This is a genomic window from Streptomyces sp. NBC_01288, assembly GCF_035982055.1.
Taxonomy (GTDB): domain Bacteria; phylum Actinomycetota; class Actinomycetes; order Streptomycetales; family Streptomycetaceae; genus Streptomyces.
On sequence record NZ_CP108427.1, the window covers coordinates 9,297,842 to 9,314,032 of the forward strand.

Sequence of the window (16,191 nt, forward strand, 5' to 3'; positions counted from 1 at the left end):
CGCCTCCGGTGGCATGCCGAGGGATTCGCTGTTGGGCGCGTGGACCCAGCGGCGGCTTTCTGCGGGCGTCCTGCAACTGTGGTGCCACCGAGAACGGGGTGGCGCAGGTTGAACAGCCCACAGCCGACCGGGATGTGCGGGGCGCGTCCCGACGGCCCGGCGCGCGGCTCAGCCGCCGGAACGGTTGCCGGGCTCGGGCTGTTCCAGGTGCGAGGCGAGGACGGCGGCCTGTACCCGGCGCTGGACGCCCAGCTTGGCGAGCAGTCGGGAGATGTGGTTCTTGACGGTCTTCTCCGACAGGTAGAGGCTCTTGCCGATCTCGCGGTTGGTCAGACCGTCCCCGATCAGTGCGAGGATCTCCCGCTCGCGCGGTGACAGGCTCGCCAACTCGGGTGAGATCGCCGGGGTTTGGGTGGGTTCGGCCCGCAGTGAGCGCATCAGGCGGGCGGTTGTCGCGGGGTCGAGCATCGACTGGCCGGAGGCGACCGTCCGTACCGCCGAGACCAGGTCGGAACCCTTGATCTGCTTGAGTACGTAGCCGGACGCGCCGGCCATGATGGCGTCGAGCAAGGCGTCCTCGTCGTCGAACGAGGTGAGCATCAGCACGGCCAACTCCGGCATGCGGTCGCGGAGTTCGCGGCAGACGGTGATGCCGTCGCCGTCGGGGAGGCGTACGTCCAGGACGGCGACGTGCGGGCGTACCGCGGGGGCTCGTACGAGGGCGTGCTCGACGTTCTCGGCGTCGCCGACCACCGAGATGTCGTCCTCGGCTTCCAGGAGGTCGGACAGACCGCGACGGACGACCTCGTGGTCGTCCAGCAGGAAGACGCGGATCGGGTCCTGCGCGGTGAAGGTGTGTGCCTCGGCCATCTCGACGCCTCGTTCCCCGGAGTGAGCACGGACCGCGGGCCGCCCGTGCCCTCGATCATCACGCGCCCGGCCCGGGAGCACTAGGGCCGACCGGCCCAACCGTCCCTCGTGCCGTGTCCCCGTCGGCCCCTCCCGGTGCGACGAACCGCGGGTTTGCCGCACCGGGAGGCAGGGGGTGCTGTCGGTGGCCCGGCGGTGGGTTCGTACGATCGGACCGTGATCAAGCGGACCACGGCGCGCACGGGGCGGAAGCAGGTCTTCGGGATCGTGCTCTGCGGTGTGATCGCCCTTTCCCTCTTCGGTGTCGCCGGCTACCTGGCCGTTTCGGCCGTCGGGCGCCTGGGGCTTGTCGGCAACGAGCTGACCATGCGGGTCACGGACTGCGAGGCGTCCGCGCCGGCCACGACATCGCGGGGCGGCGGTCATCCCGACCTCGACTGCAAGGGGTTCGTCGATCCGGCGCAGGACTCCGGCGGCGGCACACGCCGGATCACGGCGACCGGCTTCTCCTCCGAACCCGTCTTCGGCGCGCCGGTCAAAGTGGCCGAGGAGCCGTGGGGATCCTGGGTGCCGGTGGATCAGGGCGACTGGAACCGGCTGGGCCGCGCGCTCTCCCCACTTATTCCGCTCGCCTTCGCGGGCTTGTTCGCCAAGGTGCCCGTCGCCGCTTACCGCCGGAGGAAGAACTCCCGGCGGCCGCCCGCGGAGGCCCCGGCGTAGCACCCGGTGCGGAAGGGACTGCGCTCCCGACGCCGGCGCGGGGCCCGTCGGGCGGGACGACGTCCAGCGGCACACTCCGTCGCCCGGGGCCCAACCGGCCCTGCGGAAGGGGCCGTTCGGCCGGGCAGCGGCGGACCAACGGCATCAGGTGGCCGGCGGCCCGGCGCACAAGAGTGAGGGTGCGACGAACGACCCGACACCTCGAAAGGACCCCGATCATGGCCGTGCACGAGCCCCCGCACCGCAGCTCCGGCTTCCATCTGCCGACGTTCGCCAGGAACGGATCCGCGTCCGACGGCGCCGTGACGGCAGCCGCCCCGGCGACCACCACGACGCGTGCCCACGCCTTCGCGTCCCTGCGTCTACTGACCGGGTTCGTCTTCCTGTGGGCCTTCCTCGACAAGACGTTCGGCCTTGGTTACGCGACTCCGTCCGGCAAGGCCTGGCTCGACGGCGGCTCGCCCACGAAAGGCTTTCTGAGTTCGGTGGCGGCGGGCCCGATGGAGTCGACGTTCCACGACTGGGCCGGTGCCGGCTGGGCGGACTGGCTGTTCATGCTCGGTCTGCTCGCCGTCGGGGTCGCGCTGACGGCAGGTGTCGCGCTGCGGCTCGCGGCCGTGGCGGGGACCGCGATGATGGCGCTGATGTGGCTGGCCGAGTGGCCGCCGGCGAAGCACCTGTCGGACGGCTCGCCGAGCATGTCGTCGAACCCGTTCGTCGACTACCACCTCGTCTATGCCGTGGTCCTCATCGCCCTCGCGGTCGCGGGCGCCGGTGCCACCTGGGGTCTCGGCAAGCTCTGGTCCACCCTGCCGATCGTCCGCGACCACACCTGGCTGCGCTGACCTGACCGCGGAAGAGGCGGTGGGCCCCCTGGCGAGGGGGCCCACCCTCCGGCTGCCCATTGGGCCGATCGGCCCCCTTCGGGGACCTGCGGCCCTGCCGCGGGAACCCCTACGGCACGAAGCTGGAATCAGACATCCGTTCAGGAGGCAGAGCCATGGTCCGCAGTGTTGTCGCAGGTCTCGACGGTTCCCCCGAGAGCCGTGCCGCCGTCGAATGGGCGGCCGGCGAGGCGGAACTGCGCGGTCTGCCGTTGAAGGTCGTCCACGTCCGGGAGCCCGCCCCGGACCCGTTGGCCCAGGCCCCGCTGCTGGGTGCCGAGACCCAGCAGGACTGGAGCGAGCGGATTCCGCGTGAGGCGGCCGAGGGCCTGCGGCTGCGTCACCCCGGCGTGGACGTGACCGTGCAGCGGGTGACCGGCACGCCCGCGGACGCTCTGGTGGACGCGTCGAAGGACGACGACCTGCTGGTCCTCGGCTCCCGCGGGCTGAGCGGCGTCGGCGGATTCCTCGTCGGTTCCGTCGGCCTCTCCGTCGTGGCGCGCGCCGAACTGCCCGTGGTCCTGGTCCGGGCCGGCGAACAGGCCGCCGACGAGGACGAGACCGACCCGGCGTCCGCCACTCCGCCCCGGCCCGTGGTGCTCGGCCTCGACGCCGACGGCCCGGCCGACGCGGTGATCGAGTTCGCGTTCGCCGAGGCCGCCCGACGCGACACCGCCCTGCGCGTCGTCTACGGCTGGAACCTCCCGCCGTGCTACGCCTACGGCCTCGCGCTGGACGCGGGCCTGAACGAGGAACTCTCCCGTGAGGAGACCGACTCCCTCACCGAGGCCCTGCGCCCGTGGCGCCAGAAGCACCCCGACATCGAGGTCGTCCTGGAGCCCCGCGCCGGCAGCGCGGCCGATCACCTGGTGGACGCCTCCCGTGCGGCCTCCCTCGTCGTCATCGGCCGCCGGATCCGCCACGGTGCGTTCGGCGCCCACATCGGCCCGGTCGCGCACGGCGTCCTGCACCACTCCACCGCCCCCGTGGCCGTCGTCGCACACGACTGAGGAGCAGCCGTCATGAAGGAAGCCGTTGTAGGAGCGTCCGGTGAGCCCCTCGTCATGGACGACCGCCCCGATCCCGGGTCCGGCCCCGGGACGGACCTCCCGATCGTCGTCGGCGTCGACGGCTCCGAGCCGAGCCTGCGGGCCGTCGACTGGGCGGCCGACGAGGCCGTACTGCGCGGGGTGCCGCTACGACTGGTGTACGCCTCGCTCTGGGAACGGTACGAGGGCACCTCCCTCGCCGACGACCACGACAAGCCGTCCGAACAGGTGCGGGCCGAGGACATCGTCGACACGGCCGCCCGACGCGCCCACAACCGCCGACCCGACGTGAAGATCTCCACCGACGTCCTGGCCGAGGAACCCGAGTACGCGCTGGTGCGGGAGAGCCGCAGCGCCTCCGTGCTGGTGACGGGCACCCGCGGCCGCAGCGGTCTCGCCGAGGCACTGCTGGGCTCCGTGAGCCTGACCCTCGCCGGGCACGCCCAGTGCCCGATGGTCGTCGTGCGCGGCGACCACGACAACCAGGCCCGGACCGGCACGCCCGGCCGCGTCGTCGTGGGGGTCGGAGAGAAGCCGGCGGGCTCGGCGGCGGTGCGCTTCGCCTTCGAGGAGGCGCGACGGCGTCGAGTGCAGGTGGAGGCCGTACGGGCCTGGCGTTGGCCCGCCCGCGAGTCCACCGACCATGCGCTGATGGCCGGCGAACCCGCCCGACTGCACGAGCAGCAGGCGGTGGAGGCGCTGGAAGCGGCGCTCCAGGACGCCCCCGCCGATGTCGCGTCACTCCGCCGTGCGGTCGAGGGCCACACCCGGACGGTGCTGGTGGACGCCTCGCGCGGCGCCGACCTCCTGGTCGTCGGAGCCAAGCGCCGACCCGGGCACTACGGCCTCCAACTGGGCCGGGTGGCACACGGAGTGCTGCACCACTCGCCCTGCCCGGTGGTCATCGTGCCCGAGCACGCATGAGCACGATCGTCCCCAACTCCGCCTGCTGACGCAGTAGTTCCGCCTCCAACGTCCCCGTTGAACCATGCCGATGACTTCCGGAGCCCCCGATGCCCAAGGCCGAACACCTCGACCCGACTGCACCTTCCGACCTGTCCGACGATGAACTGCGCACCCTGGACGCCCACTGGCGCGCCGCCAACTACCTTGCCGTAGGCCAGATCTACCTCATGGCGAACCCGCTCCTGACCGAGCCCCTGAAGCCGGAGCACATCAAGCCGAGGCTGCTGGGCCACTGGGGTACCTCGCCCGGCCTCAACCTCGTGTACACCCACCTCAACCGCGTGATCAAGGCGCGCGGCCTGGACGCGTTGTGCGTGTGGGGACCGGGGCACGGCGGTCCGTCCGTGGTCGCCAACTCCTGGCTGGAGGGCAGCTACAGCGAGACCTATCCGAACGTCTCGCGCGACGGGGCCGGTATGGAACGGCTGTTCCGACAGTTCTCCTTCCCCGGCGGCGTCCCCAGCCATGTGGCACCCGAGACGCCCGGTTCCATCCACGAGGGCGGCGAACTCGGCTACTCTCTCGCGCACGCCTACGGTGCCGCCTTCGACAACCCGGACCTCCTGGTCACCTGCGTCATCGGCGACGGGGAGGCGGAGACCGGCCCTCTCGCCGCCGCCTGGCACTCCAACAAGTTCCTCGACCCGGTCCACGACGGCGCCGTCCTGCCGATCCTGCACCTCAACGGCTACAAGATCGCCAACCCGACGATCCTCTCCCGCCTCCCCGAGTCCGAACTCGACGAACTGCTGCGCGGCTACGGCCACGACCCGATCCATGTGACCGGCGACGACCCGCTCCAGGTGCACCGTGCGATGGCCGCCGCGTTCGACGACGCGCTGGACCGCATCGCCGTGATGCAGCGCACGGCCCGCGAGGACGGCGTGAGTGAGCGGGTGCACTGGCCGATGATCGTGCTGCGTACCCCGAAGGGCTGGACCGGACCCGCCGAGGTCGACGGCGTCCCCGTCGAGGGGACCTGGCGCGCACACCAGGTCCCGCTGTCCGAGGTACGCGAAAACCCGGAGCACCTAAGGCAGTTGGAGGCCTGGCTGCGCTCCTACCACCCGGAGAAGGTCTTCGGCCCGGACGGCCGGCCCGTCGAGGACGTCCTCGCCTGCGTACCCGAGGGCGCCAAGCGCCTCGGCTCCAGCCCGTACGCCAACGGCGGTCTCCTCGTCCGCGATCTGCCCATCCCGTCCCTCGACCGCTTCGCCGTCCCCGTCGACAAGCCGGGCACGACCCTCCACGAGCCCACGCGCATCCTGGGCGACCTCCTCGAACAGGTCATGCACGACACCGCGGCCAGCCGCGACTTCCGCCTCGTAGGCCCCGACGAGACCGCCTCCAACCGTCTCCAGGCCGTCTTCAACGCCAGCGGCAAGGCCTGGCAGGCCCAACTCCTGCCGGTCGACGAGCACTTGGACCGACACGGCCGGGTGATGGAGATCCTCTCCGAACACACCTGCCAGGGCTGGCTGGAGGGCTACCTCCTCACCGGCCGGCACGGACTGTTCTCCTGCTACGAGGCGTTCGTGCACATCGTCGACTCGATGGTCAACCAGCACATCAAGTGGCTGAAGACATCGAGGGAGTTGACGTGGCGGGCACCGATCGCCTCCCTCAACTACCTTCTGACGTCCCATGTATGGCGCCAGGACCACAACGGTTTCTCGCACCAGGACCCCGGCTTCGTCGACCACGTCCTCAACAAGAGCCCCGAGGTCGTGCGGGTCTACCTTCCGCCGGACGCCAACACCCTTCTCTCCGTGGCCGATCACGTCCTGCGCAGCCGCGACTACGTCAACGTGGTCGTCGCCGGCAAACAGCCCTGCTTCGACTGGCTCTCCATGGACCAGGCCCGCGCCCACTGCGCGCGCGGCGCCGGGATCTGGGAGTGGGCCGGCACCGAGAACGGCGGCGAACCCGACGTCGTCCTCGCCTGCGCCGGCGACGTCCCCACCCTGGAGGTGCTGGCCGCCGCCCAGTTGCTCCGCCGCCACCTGCCCGACCTCGCCGTGCGTGTCGTCAACGTGGTCGACATGACGAGGCTCATGCCCCGCGACGAACACCCGCACGGGATGAGCGACTTCGAGTACGACGGCCTGTTCACCACCGACAGGCCGGTCATCTTCGCCTACCACGGCTACCCGTGGCTCATCCACCGCCTCGCCTACCGCCGTGCCGGTCACGCCAACCTGCACGTGCGCGGCTACAAGGAGTCCGGCACCACGACCACACCCTTCGACATGGTCGTCCGCAACGACCTCGACCGCTACCGCCTGGTCATGGACGTCATCGACCGCGTCCCCGGCCTCGCCGTGCGTGCCGCCGCCCTACGCCAGCAGATGGCCGACGCCCGCACCCGCCACCACGCCTGGATCCGTGAGCACGGAACCGACCTGCCGGAGGTCGCCGACTGGACCTGGAACGCCTGACGCGCCCGTAGATCCCCTGCGCCGCAAAGGAGTTGCCGAGAGCGCGGCAGTGCTCCCTGAGCGTGGCCCCACGGCGCGTTATGACTCGGCCACGACGACGTAGAGGGTCACCGCCGCGAGTCCGACCTCTGTCGCGAGCCGGGGGGAGCTGCCTGCCGATGTGGGCGTTGCGGATGACCTCGTTCCGATTACGATTGGCAGACCAGGCTTTGGCGGTGTGACAGGGGCCCGCCGCCGCCCCGTTCGGTGCCACTGGTCGGCGACATACCGCGGCCCCTGCCCTGGCGGGTGAGCCGATCAAGTCGTCGGAAGGTGAGGCGGGGTCTCGGAGCCGGTCCGGCGCCTCCACGCGGCGCGCGCATGGGTCGCGGCCAGGACTGCCATCGCGGAGGCGGCCGCCGCGGCGATCGCGAAGCCGCCGTGTGCGCCGTACGCGTCCACCGCGCGTCCGGACAGCGCCGCCGCCGCGGCGGAGCCGGCGGCGCTTGCCGAGTTCAGCCAGGTGAACGCCTGGGTGAGAGCGGCCCGGTGGACGGATGCCGCGGTGAGCACCGAGGAGAGCACCAGGATCGGGGGGACGGTCAGGCCGGTGACGGCGAGCGTGAGCCCCAGCCCCGGAAAAGAGTCGGCTACGAGCAGTGGCAGGCAGCTCAGTGCCAACCCGGCGGCCACGAGGGCGAGTTGTGCCTGCGGCGCGGCGCGCCACCGGCGCAGACCGTAAATCCCCCCGGCCAGCAGGCCGGCGCAGTTCGACACCGCGTACAGCGGCGCGGCCGTGCCCGCCGCGCCGTGCTCCACGGCGAAGGCCGTCACCGAGACCTGTACGGCGCCGAAGTACAGGCCCAGGGTGAGGTTGACGCCGACCTGCGCCGCGAAACCCGACCGCAGCAGCGAGCGGCCCGCGCGTCGGCGCCCGGCAGCGTCGGCTGTCGCTGTCGCTGTCGCTGTCGCCGGTGCTGTGCGGCGCTGCGTGGCGAAGGCCAGCCCGCCGCCGACCACCAAGGTCGTGGCCAGCGCCATGCCATGGGCCGGGCCGCTGTTCGCCCCGACCGTGCTGATCAGGGCCGGTCCGGCCAGGTAGCACAGCCCGTTGCCCAGCGATTCCAGGGCGAAGGCGGTGGGCAGAGCCGCGGTCCGCTCGCCGTGCAGCAGCGCCGACCAGCGGGCGGCCGACAGCGCGCCGAGCTGCGGGATCGTGGCGCCCACCAGCGCTGCGGCCGCCGTCATCAGCCAAGGGGGACTGCCGTTTTCGACCAGGGCCAGCAGCGAGACCACGGCGGTGGCGTGGGCGAGGAGGACCGGTGGCAGCACGCGGGTCTGGCCGAAGTGGTCGATCAGCCGGGCGAGTTGGGGCCCGGCCAGTGCCTCGGCGACGGCGAAACCGCCGGTCACCAGGCCGCCCACGGCGTAGGAGCCGGTCTGGCCGTGGACCAGCCAGACGATGCCGAGGCCGGTCATGGCGATGCCGAGGCGGCCTGTGGTGGCGGTGAGGTAGAAGGCTGCGGCACCGGGGGTGCGGAGCAGGGTGCGATAGGTCGCCGACGACACGGCGCGTCCCTTTCGCTGCCCGGCGGGGCGGACCACACGGGGTCGTCGGCGTCCTGATGTGCCGACCCGTGGTCAACGCCTGGAACCGTCCAGTGCTGGCGTGGAACAGGGACGCGTGCCCCACGCCGACTCCGTCACCGGGCAGAGGTCTCTCAAGTGGTCTCGGGTGTACAGAAGAAGCGAGCCTAGGCTCTGCACACGGGCCGCGTCCAGACGGGCCGGATCAACACCTCACGCACGCCAAGACCCCAGCGGCATGCCTGCGCCCTCCGTCCGGCACGGCAGGCTCAGGGGCGGAACTCCCGCCAGCACGAGGGACAGTTCGCCGCGCAACCGGCGATGTTCCGCGCGCGGGCCGCTCACCCCGTCTACCTGGGTAAACTGAGGAAAACGCCAAGTGCCTTGAGAAGGAGTCGGGATGCCGCCGCACAGTCCTTCCGCGGCCGGGGCCCCGGACGAGGGCGAGGGTGACGAGCGGAGTGTGCCGCCCGTCCGGCAGGCGCTGTCGGACAGTGTGTACGAGCGCATCAAGGCGATGGTCATGGACCACGAGATCGCCCCCGGCGCCCGCGTCGGCATCGAAGCCCTCGCCCGCACCCTGAAGGTCTCGCCAACTCCCGTACGCGAGGCGCTCGCCCGGCTGGAGTCCGACGGTCTGGTGGTGAAGCGGGCGCTCTCCGGATACCGGGCCACACAGTTGCTCACCCGTCAGGGTCTCGACGAACTCTTCGAAATGCGCCTGCTGTTGGAGCCCAGGACAGCCGCACTCGCCGCCGTGAACGCCACCGAGACACAACTCGACGGCCTTGAGCGGATCGTCGAGCAGATGCAGGCCCACCCGAGCCCGAACGAACGGTACGCGTCCTACCGCGACTTCGCCGCCCTCGACCAGCGCTTCCACGAGGCGATCGGACAGGCCGCGCACCGACCGCTGCTGGCGGACGCGGTGGAACGGCTCCACGCGCATCTGCACATCTTCCGGCTCAGCAAGGTGGTCGGCGCCTGGGGGCCGACCGTCGCCGAGCACGAGCGGATCGTCCGTGCCGTTCTGCGCCGCAACCCGGAACGGGCGGCCGAGGCGATGACGGAGCACCTCACACGCAGCCTGGAGCGGCAGATCGAGGACGGCGAGGGGTCCGGGTCCTGAACGGACGCCGTAGACAACGGAGTTGGGAGTCTGCCCCCGCTCACTCCATCAAGAACACCTGTTCCGCCGTGGCCCACCATTCGCCGGGCGCCGCCTCCGGCACGGGCACCTGGCAGGGGGCGGTGAGTTCCCACCACCGCCGGGTGGCCTCGTCCTCGGCCATCAGGGCCAGGTCCGCCGCGAGATCGTCGCCGTGGTACTCGAAATAGCTGAACAGGCGGTCGCCCAGCAGATGGATCGAGTAGTTGGAGATGTGGCTGCGCCGGATGCGGTCGAGCACCGGTTGGGGCACGTTTCGGTGCAACTCCCGGTATTCGTCGAGCTTTTCGGGGTGTACGGCGATGACCTGGGCCACGCGCTTCACGAGCGCACCGCGTCGCGGTCGTGGATCAGGCGGATGACCCGGCCGCTCATGCGGTCGTAGTCGCGGTCGTTGTCGAGTTCGCCGCGGATGCGGTGGTCCGTCATGACGACGATGCGGTCGGCGAAGGTGACCATCTCCGCGAGGTCGCTGCTGATGAGGAGGATGGGCAGGCCGTCGCGGGCCAGGTCCCAGATCAGTTCGTGGAAGGCGCGCTTGGTGCGGACGTCGACGCCCACCGTCGGCTCGTCGATGACCAGCAACTTGGTGTCCGCGGCAAGCCACTTGGCGAGGCTGACCTTCTGTTGGTTCCCGCCCGAGAGTTCACCGGCGTTCTGCCCGAGCCCCGAGACGCGGATGCCGAGCCGGTCGACGAGGTCCTGCGCGACGTCCCGTTCCTCGCGTGCCGACACGAACCCGAGTGCCTTGGCGAGTCTCTTCCACACCGTCACCGTGATGTTGCGGACGATGGGCTGCTCAAGGAAGACGCCCTCCTCCTTGCGGTTCTCGGTCACGTAGCCGATGCCGAACTCGTGCAGGGCCTGGCGGGGTGAGGTGATGCGGACCGGGCTGTCGTGCACCCGGACCTCGCCGCCCGTGATCCGGTCCAGGCCCAGCACCGCCTTGACCAACTCGCTGCGTCCGGCGCCGACCAGTCCGTACAGGCCGACGATCTCGCCGGGCCGGACCTCCAGGCTGATGTCACGGTGTCCGCCGGCCGTGGAGACCTTGTCCAGTACGAGAGTTGGGGTGGCGGAGCGGTCGACCGTACGGGGGCGCATCTCCGTCGCCGCGTGGGCGCGGCCCACCATGAGGCGGACGATGTCGTCGTGGGTGTGGTCCGACAGGGGAGACGACTCCAGGACCGATTTGCCGTCGCGCAGCACGGTGACGGTGTCGCAGACCGCGAAGACCTCCTCCAGCTTGTGGCTGACGAAGACGACACAGGCGCCGCGGGCGGCCAGTCGCCGGATCACCTCGAAGAGGCGCTCCGTCTCCTGCGGGGAGAGGGACGCGGTCGGCTCGTCCAGCAGCAGGACCCGGCTCTCGGTGTAGAGGGCCTTGGCTATCTCCACCAACTGCTGTTGCGCTACGGAGAGTTCACGTACCGGCCGCTGCGGGTCGAGGTCGACGCCGAGTTCGGCGAGGCAGGCGACGGCGGGTGCGGTCATCGCCTCGCGGTCGACCAGGCCGCGGCGGGAGGGCGGGTTCTGAAGGGTGATGTTCTCCGCCACCGAGAAGCCCGGGATCAGGTTGCGTTCCTGGTGGACGACTCCGATGCCGGTGCGGGTCGCCTCCAACGGCGAGCGCAGATGGACCTGTTGGCCGTTCCAGGTGAGTCGGCCGCCGTCGGGGGAGTGGACGCCGGTGAGGACCTTGATGAGGGTCGACTTGCCGGCACCGTTCTCGCCGAGGAGCGCGTGCACGCTGCCGGCGCTCAGCCGTAGCCCCACGCCGTCCAGCGCCCGCACACCGGGGAAGACCTTGACCAGGTCCTGGCATTCGAGAAGAACCGTGCCGCTCACTGGGCACCTCCGGTCTGCGGCAGGACGGCGCCGTCGGTCGTCGCGGACTTCTCCAGGCGCGTCTGATGCAGCCGGCCACCGGCGACCGTGCCGAGCACGACCAGGCCGATGAGGAGGTTCACCCAGCTCGGGTCCAGCGAGAACTGGGCGCGCGTGGCGTCGATCAGCCGCGTCACGAAGGCCGCAAGTACCGTGCCCAGTACGGCGATTGAACCGCCGGTCAGCGCCACACCTCCGATGATCGGCGCGGCGAAGCTCGGCAGCAGCCAGTCGCCGCCGACGCTGCGGTTGACGCCGGGCAACGAAGCTGTGGCGGTCACGGCGGCCACTCCGATCAGCAGCCCGGACAGGGTGTGCGCGACCACGATCTGCCGGTCGGTGGAGATGCCGGACAGCCGGGCCGCGAGGGGGTTGCCGCCAGCGGCGAGGAGCCGTCGGCCCGCGACCGTGCGGTACATGAACGCCGCCAGCAGCGCCGCCGCGACGAGCGCGGTGACGAAGACGAGCGGGATGTTCAGCGGCGCCGCCGTGCCGAAGTCGCGCAGGGTGCGCGAATAGCCGTCGACGGTACGGGTGCCGGTGAGCCGGTACTGCGCCCCCAGGAGGATCGTCATCGTCGCGAGGGTGACGATGAACCCGTTGATCCGGGTGCCCACAATGGCGACACCGGTGGCCAGCCCGATGGCCGTCGCCGTCAACAGGCCCACGATCACGGCGACTCCGGCGGGCACCCCGTGGTCGGCCATGAGGACGCCCATCAGGCATGCCGTGAAGCCGCCCAACGCGCCGACGGCGAGGTTGAGTTGCCCCACGCACAGCGCCACCATCTGGGCCAGCCCGATGAGAATGGGAGTGGCCAGGTACTGGAGGAAGACCCGCACCGAGGGGCCCTCGAAGAACGCGCCCGACGAGGCGATGCCCAGCGCCACATAGCCCACCACGACCACGCACAGCAGCAGCGCCGCCGTGGAACGGGAGAACCGGCGCAGCACCTCGCCGCCCCAACTCCCTTGCCCCAGCGTCACGTTCAAGCGGCTCATGTCGAACGCACCACCTTGCGATAGGACACCACGGCGCGGATCCGGTCGGCCGACAGGGCCAGCAGGAGGACACAGCCGAGATAGATGTTCAGGCTCTCCAGACCGACGCCGAGCAGGTCGAGCCCCTTGCGGATCACACCGACCAGCGCGGTGCCGAGCAGCGTGCCCAGCACCGACACCACCCCGCCGGTGAGCAGGGTGCCGCCGAGTACCGCGCCCAGGAAGGACGGCAGCATGAAGTCGTCGCCGATGGAGGCGCGGAACGTGCCGGTGCCGGCCGCCGCCATGAACCCGGCCAGCGCGGCGAGCAGCCCCGACAGCGTGTGCGCGAGCAGGACCCGGCGCCCGGTGGGGATGCCGGACAGCTCCGCGGCGGCCGGATTGGCGCCGGTGAGCAGGAGTTCCCGGCCGATGCGCGTACAGCCGTAGAGGAAACCGAGGGCGAGCATCGCGAGGACCGTGAACTGGGCGATCTGCGGGACGGCCGGGGAGCCGCAGATGGGGCCCGCGCAGATGTCGGCGAGGGAGTAGGAGCGCAGGGCGTCGATGCCGGCGGGGTGGGTGGTGAAGGCGGCGTCGTCGGTGAGGGACGAGTACATGAGGGAGACCAGGCCCAGGAGGGCGAAGTCCATGGCCAGCGTGACGACGAAGGAACTTACTCCGGTACGGGCGATGAGCCAGCCGGTGACCGCGCCGATCGCCGCCCCGGCGGCCAGGCACATCAGCAGCCCCACCTGCATGGGGACGCCGAGACGGTCGTAGCCGAGACCCGCGAACATGGCGCCGAAGGCGGCCATGCGGCCGACCGCGAGGTTCATGTGGCCGACGGACAGGGCGACCATCTGCGCGAGTGCGACCACGGTGAGTGTGGCGATGTCGCGGAGGAGTGGGAAGAGCACCAACTGCTGGTCCAGGAAGGCCGGTCGGAGCACGCCGAACAGGACGCTGAGCGCGATGACGAGGACCAGGAGGCCGAGTCGTTGGTTGACCCAGAACGGCATGCGGTGCGTGGCCGTCCTCTCCTCCGGGACGGTGTCCGGCGGGCTGACCGACGTCGTCATGCCACCCTCCGGTCGTCCAGCGCGTCCGGGTCCCAGTCGATGCCGATGCCGGGTACGTCCGGGGCTACGGCCATGCCGTCGCGGATGGTCAGTTCGGTGCGGGTCACCGCCCTCAACTGCGGGATGTACTCGACGTATTGGCCGTTCGGTACGGCGGCGGCGAGGCTGACGTGCAGCTCCATCAGGAAGTGCGGGCAGACCGCGACGTTGTGACTCTCCGCGAGGTGCGCGACCTTCAGCCACGGGGTGATGCCACCGATCCGCGCGGCGTCGACCTGCACGACGGACGCGGCACCGGCCTCCAGATAGCTGCGGAACTGCATCAGCGAGTACATGGACTCGCCTACGGCGACGGGGATGCGGGTCGCCGCCGCGAGCCGTGCGTGCCCGCTGATGTCGTCGGCGGGCAGCGGCTCTTCCAGCCAGTACGGGTCGTACGGCTCCAGCGCCGCCGCGAGCCGGAGCACGGAGGACGCCGTCTGGGACTGGTTGGCGTCGGTCATGATGTGCAGCGAGGGGCCGACGGCCTCGCGGACCGCGCGCAGCCGTTCCGCGTCCTCGGCGGGGTGCGGCCGCCCCACCTTGATCTTGACGCCCGCCCAGCCCAACTCCTGGGCGCGCAGGGCGCTTTTGACCAGTTCCTCGGCGCTCAGATGGAGCCAGCCGCCCTCGGTGTCGTAGACCGGCACCTCCTGGCGGTGACCGCCGGCCAGCCGCCACAGCGGTTCGCCCGCGCGCTTGCACCGTACGTCCCACAGGGCGGTGTCGACGGCGGCGAGGGCGAGCGAGGTGATGGCTCCGGTGGTGGTGGAGCGGGTCAGCGCGAACAGCCGCTGCCACAGCGCCTCGATGTTGCGGGCGTCCTGTCCGACGAGTGCGGGCAGCAAGTGGTCGCGCAGCAGGGCGAGTACGGAGCTGCCGCCGGTGCCGATCGTGTAGGAGTAGCCGGTTCCCGCGAGGCCGTCCGCCGTCTCCAGGTCGACCAGGACCGTCTCCTGTTTGACGAACGACTGCACCGCGTCGGTGCGGTTCTGCTCGACGGCGATGTCGGCCAGCCTGGCGGTCGCGGCCGTGATGATGCTGCTCATTCGGTAATTCCGGTTTCTGTCGGGGGAGTTGGCCGTCAGCGGTGCTTGGCCGTCAGGGGTGGTCGGCCTCAGCCGCAGGAGAGGATCTTGTCGGCGAACCGCGTCTTCAGGTCGGCGGTCTTCGCCTGCCGCGCCTTGTCGTAGCCGGCGACGTTCGCCTTGGTGACGACGAACGAACCCGAGTCCACCTCGACCCCGGGCGAACGGACCGTGCACTGCTTCGTCTGGAGCAGCGCCAGCGCCCAGATCCCTATCTCGGCCTGGCCGACCGGGTTCTGCACCACAGTGGCGGTGACCGTGCCCTGTTTGATGCCGCTGAGGATCTTGGCGTCGTCGTCGATCGCGATGACCTTCGCCTTCGACCCGGACGACTTGACGACGTCGGCCGCTGCGACGGCCGGGTTGTAGGCGGTCGCGACAATTCCCGTGATCTGACTGCCCTTTGCGGCCATCAGGTCGGACACCGCCTTCTGCGCGGTCTGCAGGTCCGTGTCGATGTCGGTGATGGTCTGCAGGAGCTTCACCTTGCCGCCCGACTCCTTCACGGCCTGGGCGACGCCCTTGATCCTCAACTGGGTGTTCGCGTCAACGTTGTTGCCGGTGAGGTGGACCAGGGTGCCCTTGCCGCCCATGGCCGCGATCGCCGCCTTCGCGGCTTTGTAGGCGGCGAGTTGGACGTCCGTGGAGAGACAGAAGTCGGCCTCGTCCTTGGTGCCCGCGGGACACGAACCCAGTGAAGCCACCGGGAAACCCTGCGACTTGAGGTCGGCGAAGGTCGAGTTGATGTCGGTGGGGGAGACGCCGAACACACCGAACGCGTTGTAGCCGCGCGCCGCGAGCGTCGACAGCAGGTTGTTCTGCTTCTGCTGGTCCCACTCGGCCGTCTCGTCGAAGGCCACGGCTCCGAGACCGTACGTCTTCTTCGCGGCGACGCCCGTGGTCTTCCAAGGCTGGAAGTACGGGTGGGCGCCGCCGGGCACGAGGGCGACCTTGGTCTTGGAGCCGTCCACGAGGTCGGCGCCGGCGCCCGTACGCGCGGCCGGTGCGGCCTGACTGCCTGACTGCGCACCCGAGTTCTTGTAGGTACAGGCCGCTGTCCCCGTCGCCAGCAGCGCGACCGCGACAACTCCGGGCAGGACAGATCTGGTTGGGAAGCGCATGACCCACCCCTGCGGATTCAGATAGGAATCAGATAGGAAATCGATGCGGCGATCGTGAAGGAGGAAGCCGGGCGCGTCAAGGTCTGCGGCACGAACTGGTCGGGTAGGCAGGGAGTTTATGACTCCAGCGGCCCGCTCCTGTGCCGTTCTTGTGACCTGGCCCTGCGTTAAATCGTATAGGAAATACCTACGTGTCGGCCTGGCCGTAAAGGTATAGATCATTCCGGCAACTCGAAGATCGCGTGCCCCGAAGCCCTCTAGGATGACTGGCTTCAGCGTTCGCGGGCGTGCACGTCACAGACGTACAACTCATGGGCGTGCAGGGGTAGTTCA

Annotated in this window: 14 protein-coding genes; 6 read left to right on the forward strand and 8 right to left on the reverse strand. The window is 70.5% G+C overall.

Translation table 11 applies throughout. From position 1 onward, the window contains the following. Positions 1 to 168: 168 nt before the first annotated feature. Positions 169 to 870 (reverse strand): response regulator transcription factor, encoded by a 702-nt coding sequence (locus OG194_RS41755; protein ID WP_327405911.1) that lies wholly within the window; start codon positions 868 to 870, stop codon positions 169 to 171. A gap of 216 nt (positions 871 to 1,086) precedes the next feature. On the opposite strand from OG194_RS41755, the gene OG194_RS41760 reads away from it, so the two are divergent. The 5 genes from OG194_RS41760 (at position 1,087) to OG194_RS41780 (ending at position 6,927) form a co-directional block, all read left to right on the forward strand. After that, complete coding sequence (locus OG194_RS41760) at positions 1,087 to 1,590, forward strand: hypothetical protein (RefSeq protein ID WP_327405912.1); 504 nt, start codon at positions 1,087 to 1,089, stop codon at positions 1,588 to 1,590. A gap of 218 nt (positions 1,591 to 1,808) precedes the next feature. Next, a complete protein-coding gene (locus OG194_RS41765; RefSeq protein WP_327405913.1) occupies positions 1,809 to 2,435 on the forward strand; it encodes a hypothetical protein in 627 nt (208 codons plus the stop codon). A gap of 155 nt (positions 2,436 to 2,590) precedes the next feature. Next, positions 2,591 to 3,484, forward strand: a complete 894-nt coding sequence (locus tag OG194_RS41770) for a universal stress protein (RefSeq protein WP_327405914.1) — start codon at positions 2,591 to 2,593, stop codon at positions 3,482 to 3,484. A gap of 54 nt (positions 3,485 to 3,538) precedes the next feature. Further along, the gene (locus OG194_RS41775) at positions 3,539 to 4,447 is read left to right on the forward strand and encodes a universal stress protein (protein WP_327407379.1); all 909 of its coding nucleotides are present in this window, start codon (positions 3,539 to 3,541) and stop codon (positions 4,445 to 4,447) included. Positions 4,448 to 4,536: 89 nt separating this feature from the next. Then, on the forward strand, positions 4,537 to 6,927 hold the full coding sequence (locus OG194_RS41780; protein ID WP_327405915.1) for a phosphoketolase family protein: 2,391 nt from the start codon (positions 4,537 to 4,539) through the stop codon (positions 6,925 to 6,927). A 297-nt stretch (positions 6,928 to 7,224) separates the two neighbouring features. Here the strand turns inward: OG194_RS41780 and OG194_RS41785 are convergent, their stop codons facing one another. Next, the gene (locus OG194_RS41785; RefSeq protein ID WP_327405916.1) at positions 7,225 to 8,475 is read right to left on the reverse strand and encodes an MFS transporter; all 1,251 of its coding nucleotides are present in this window, start codon (positions 8,473 to 8,475) and stop codon (positions 7,225 to 7,227) included. Between the two features lie 418 nt (positions 8,476 to 8,893). On the opposite strand from OG194_RS41785, the gene OG194_RS41790 reads away from it, so the two are divergent. Beyond that, positions 8,894 to 9,622, forward strand: a complete 729-nt coding sequence (locus OG194_RS41790; protein WP_327405917.1) for a GntR family transcriptional regulator — start codon at positions 8,894 to 8,896, stop codon at positions 9,620 to 9,622. A 40-nt stretch (positions 9,623 to 9,662) separates the two neighbouring features. Here the strand turns inward: OG194_RS41790 and OG194_RS41795 are convergent, their stop codons facing one another. From OG194_RS41795 to OG194_RS41820, 6 genes are all read right to left on the reverse strand, one after another. Further along, the gene (locus OG194_RS41795; RefSeq protein ID WP_327405918.1) at positions 9,663 to 9,986 is read right to left on the reverse strand and encodes an L-rhamnose mutarotase; all 324 of its coding nucleotides are present in this window, start codon (positions 9,984 to 9,986) and stop codon (positions 9,663 to 9,665) included. Then, entirely contained in the window at positions 9,983 to 11,509 is a 1,527-nt protein-coding gene (locus tag OG194_RS41800; protein WP_327405919.1) for a sugar ABC transporter ATP-binding protein, read from the reverse strand. Before OG194_RS41800 ends, OG194_RS41795 begins: the two co-directional genes overlap by 4 nt. Continuing rightward, positions 11,506 to 12,549, reverse strand: a complete 1,044-nt coding sequence (locus tag OG194_RS41805) for an ABC transporter permease (RefSeq protein WP_327405920.1) — start codon at positions 12,547 to 12,549, stop codon at positions 11,506 to 11,508. Before OG194_RS41805 ends, OG194_RS41800 begins: the two co-directional genes overlap by 4 nt. Continuing rightward, entirely contained in the window at positions 12,546 to 13,610 is a 1,065-nt protein-coding gene (locus tag OG194_RS41810) for an ABC transporter permease (RefSeq protein WP_327405921.1), read from the reverse strand. The genes OG194_RS41805 and OG194_RS41810 overlap by 4 nt, the downstream gene beginning before the upstream one ends. Continuing rightward, complete coding sequence (locus OG194_RS41815) at positions 13,607 to 14,698, reverse strand: mandelate racemase/muconate lactonizing enzyme family protein (protein ID WP_327405922.1); 1,092 nt, start codon at positions 14,696 to 14,698, stop codon at positions 13,607 to 13,609. Before OG194_RS41815 ends, OG194_RS41810 begins: the two co-directional genes overlap by 4 nt. A gap of 68 nt (positions 14,699 to 14,766) precedes the next feature. Continuing rightward, positions 14,767 to 15,858, reverse strand: coding sequence for a sugar ABC transporter substrate-binding protein (locus OG194_RS41820; protein ID WP_327405923.1), 1,092 nt, complete (start codon positions 15,856 to 15,858; stop codon positions 14,767 to 14,769). Positions 15,859 to 16,191: the final 333 nt, after the last annotated feature.

Coding starts and splice junctions, on each gene's coding strand:
- OG194_RS41775 (WP_327407379.1), top strand. CDS start 3,539: ATGGACGACCGCCCCGATCCCGGGTCCGGCCCCGGGACGGACCTCCCG.
- OG194_RS41790 (WP_327405917.1), top strand. CDS start 8,894: ATGCCGCCGCACAGTCCTTCCGCGGCCGGGGCCCCGGACGAGGGCGAG.
- OG194_RS41820 (WP_327405923.1), bottom strand. CDS start 15,858: ATGCGCTTCCCAACCAGATCTGTCCTGCCCGGAGTTGTCGCGGTCGCG.
- OG194_RS41765 (WP_327405913.1), top strand. CDS start 1,809: ATGGCCGTGCACGAGCCCCCGCACCGCAGCTCCGGCTTCCATCTGCCG.
- OG194_RS41810 (WP_327405921.1), bottom strand. CDS start 13,610: ATGACGACGTCGGTCAGCCCGCCGGACACCGTCCCGGAGGAGAGGACG.
- OG194_RS41780 (WP_327405915.1), top strand. CDS start 4,537: ATGCCCAAGGCCGAACACCTCGACCCGACTGCACCTTCCGACCTGTCC.
- OG194_RS41770 (WP_327405914.1), top strand. CDS start 2,591: ATGGTCCGCAGTGTTGTCGCAGGTCTCGACGGTTCCCCCGAGAGCCGT.
- OG194_RS41755 (WP_327405911.1), bottom strand. CDS start 870: ATGGCCGAGGCACACACCTTCACCGCGCAGGACCCGATCCGCGTCTTC.
- OG194_RS41815 (WP_327405922.1), bottom strand. CDS start 14,698: ATGAGCAGCATCATCACGGCCGCGACCGCCAGGCTGGCCGACATCGCC.
- OG194_RS41805 (WP_327405920.1), bottom strand. CDS start 12,549: ATGAGCCGCTTGAACGTGACGCTGGGGCAAGGGAGTTGGGGCGGCGAG.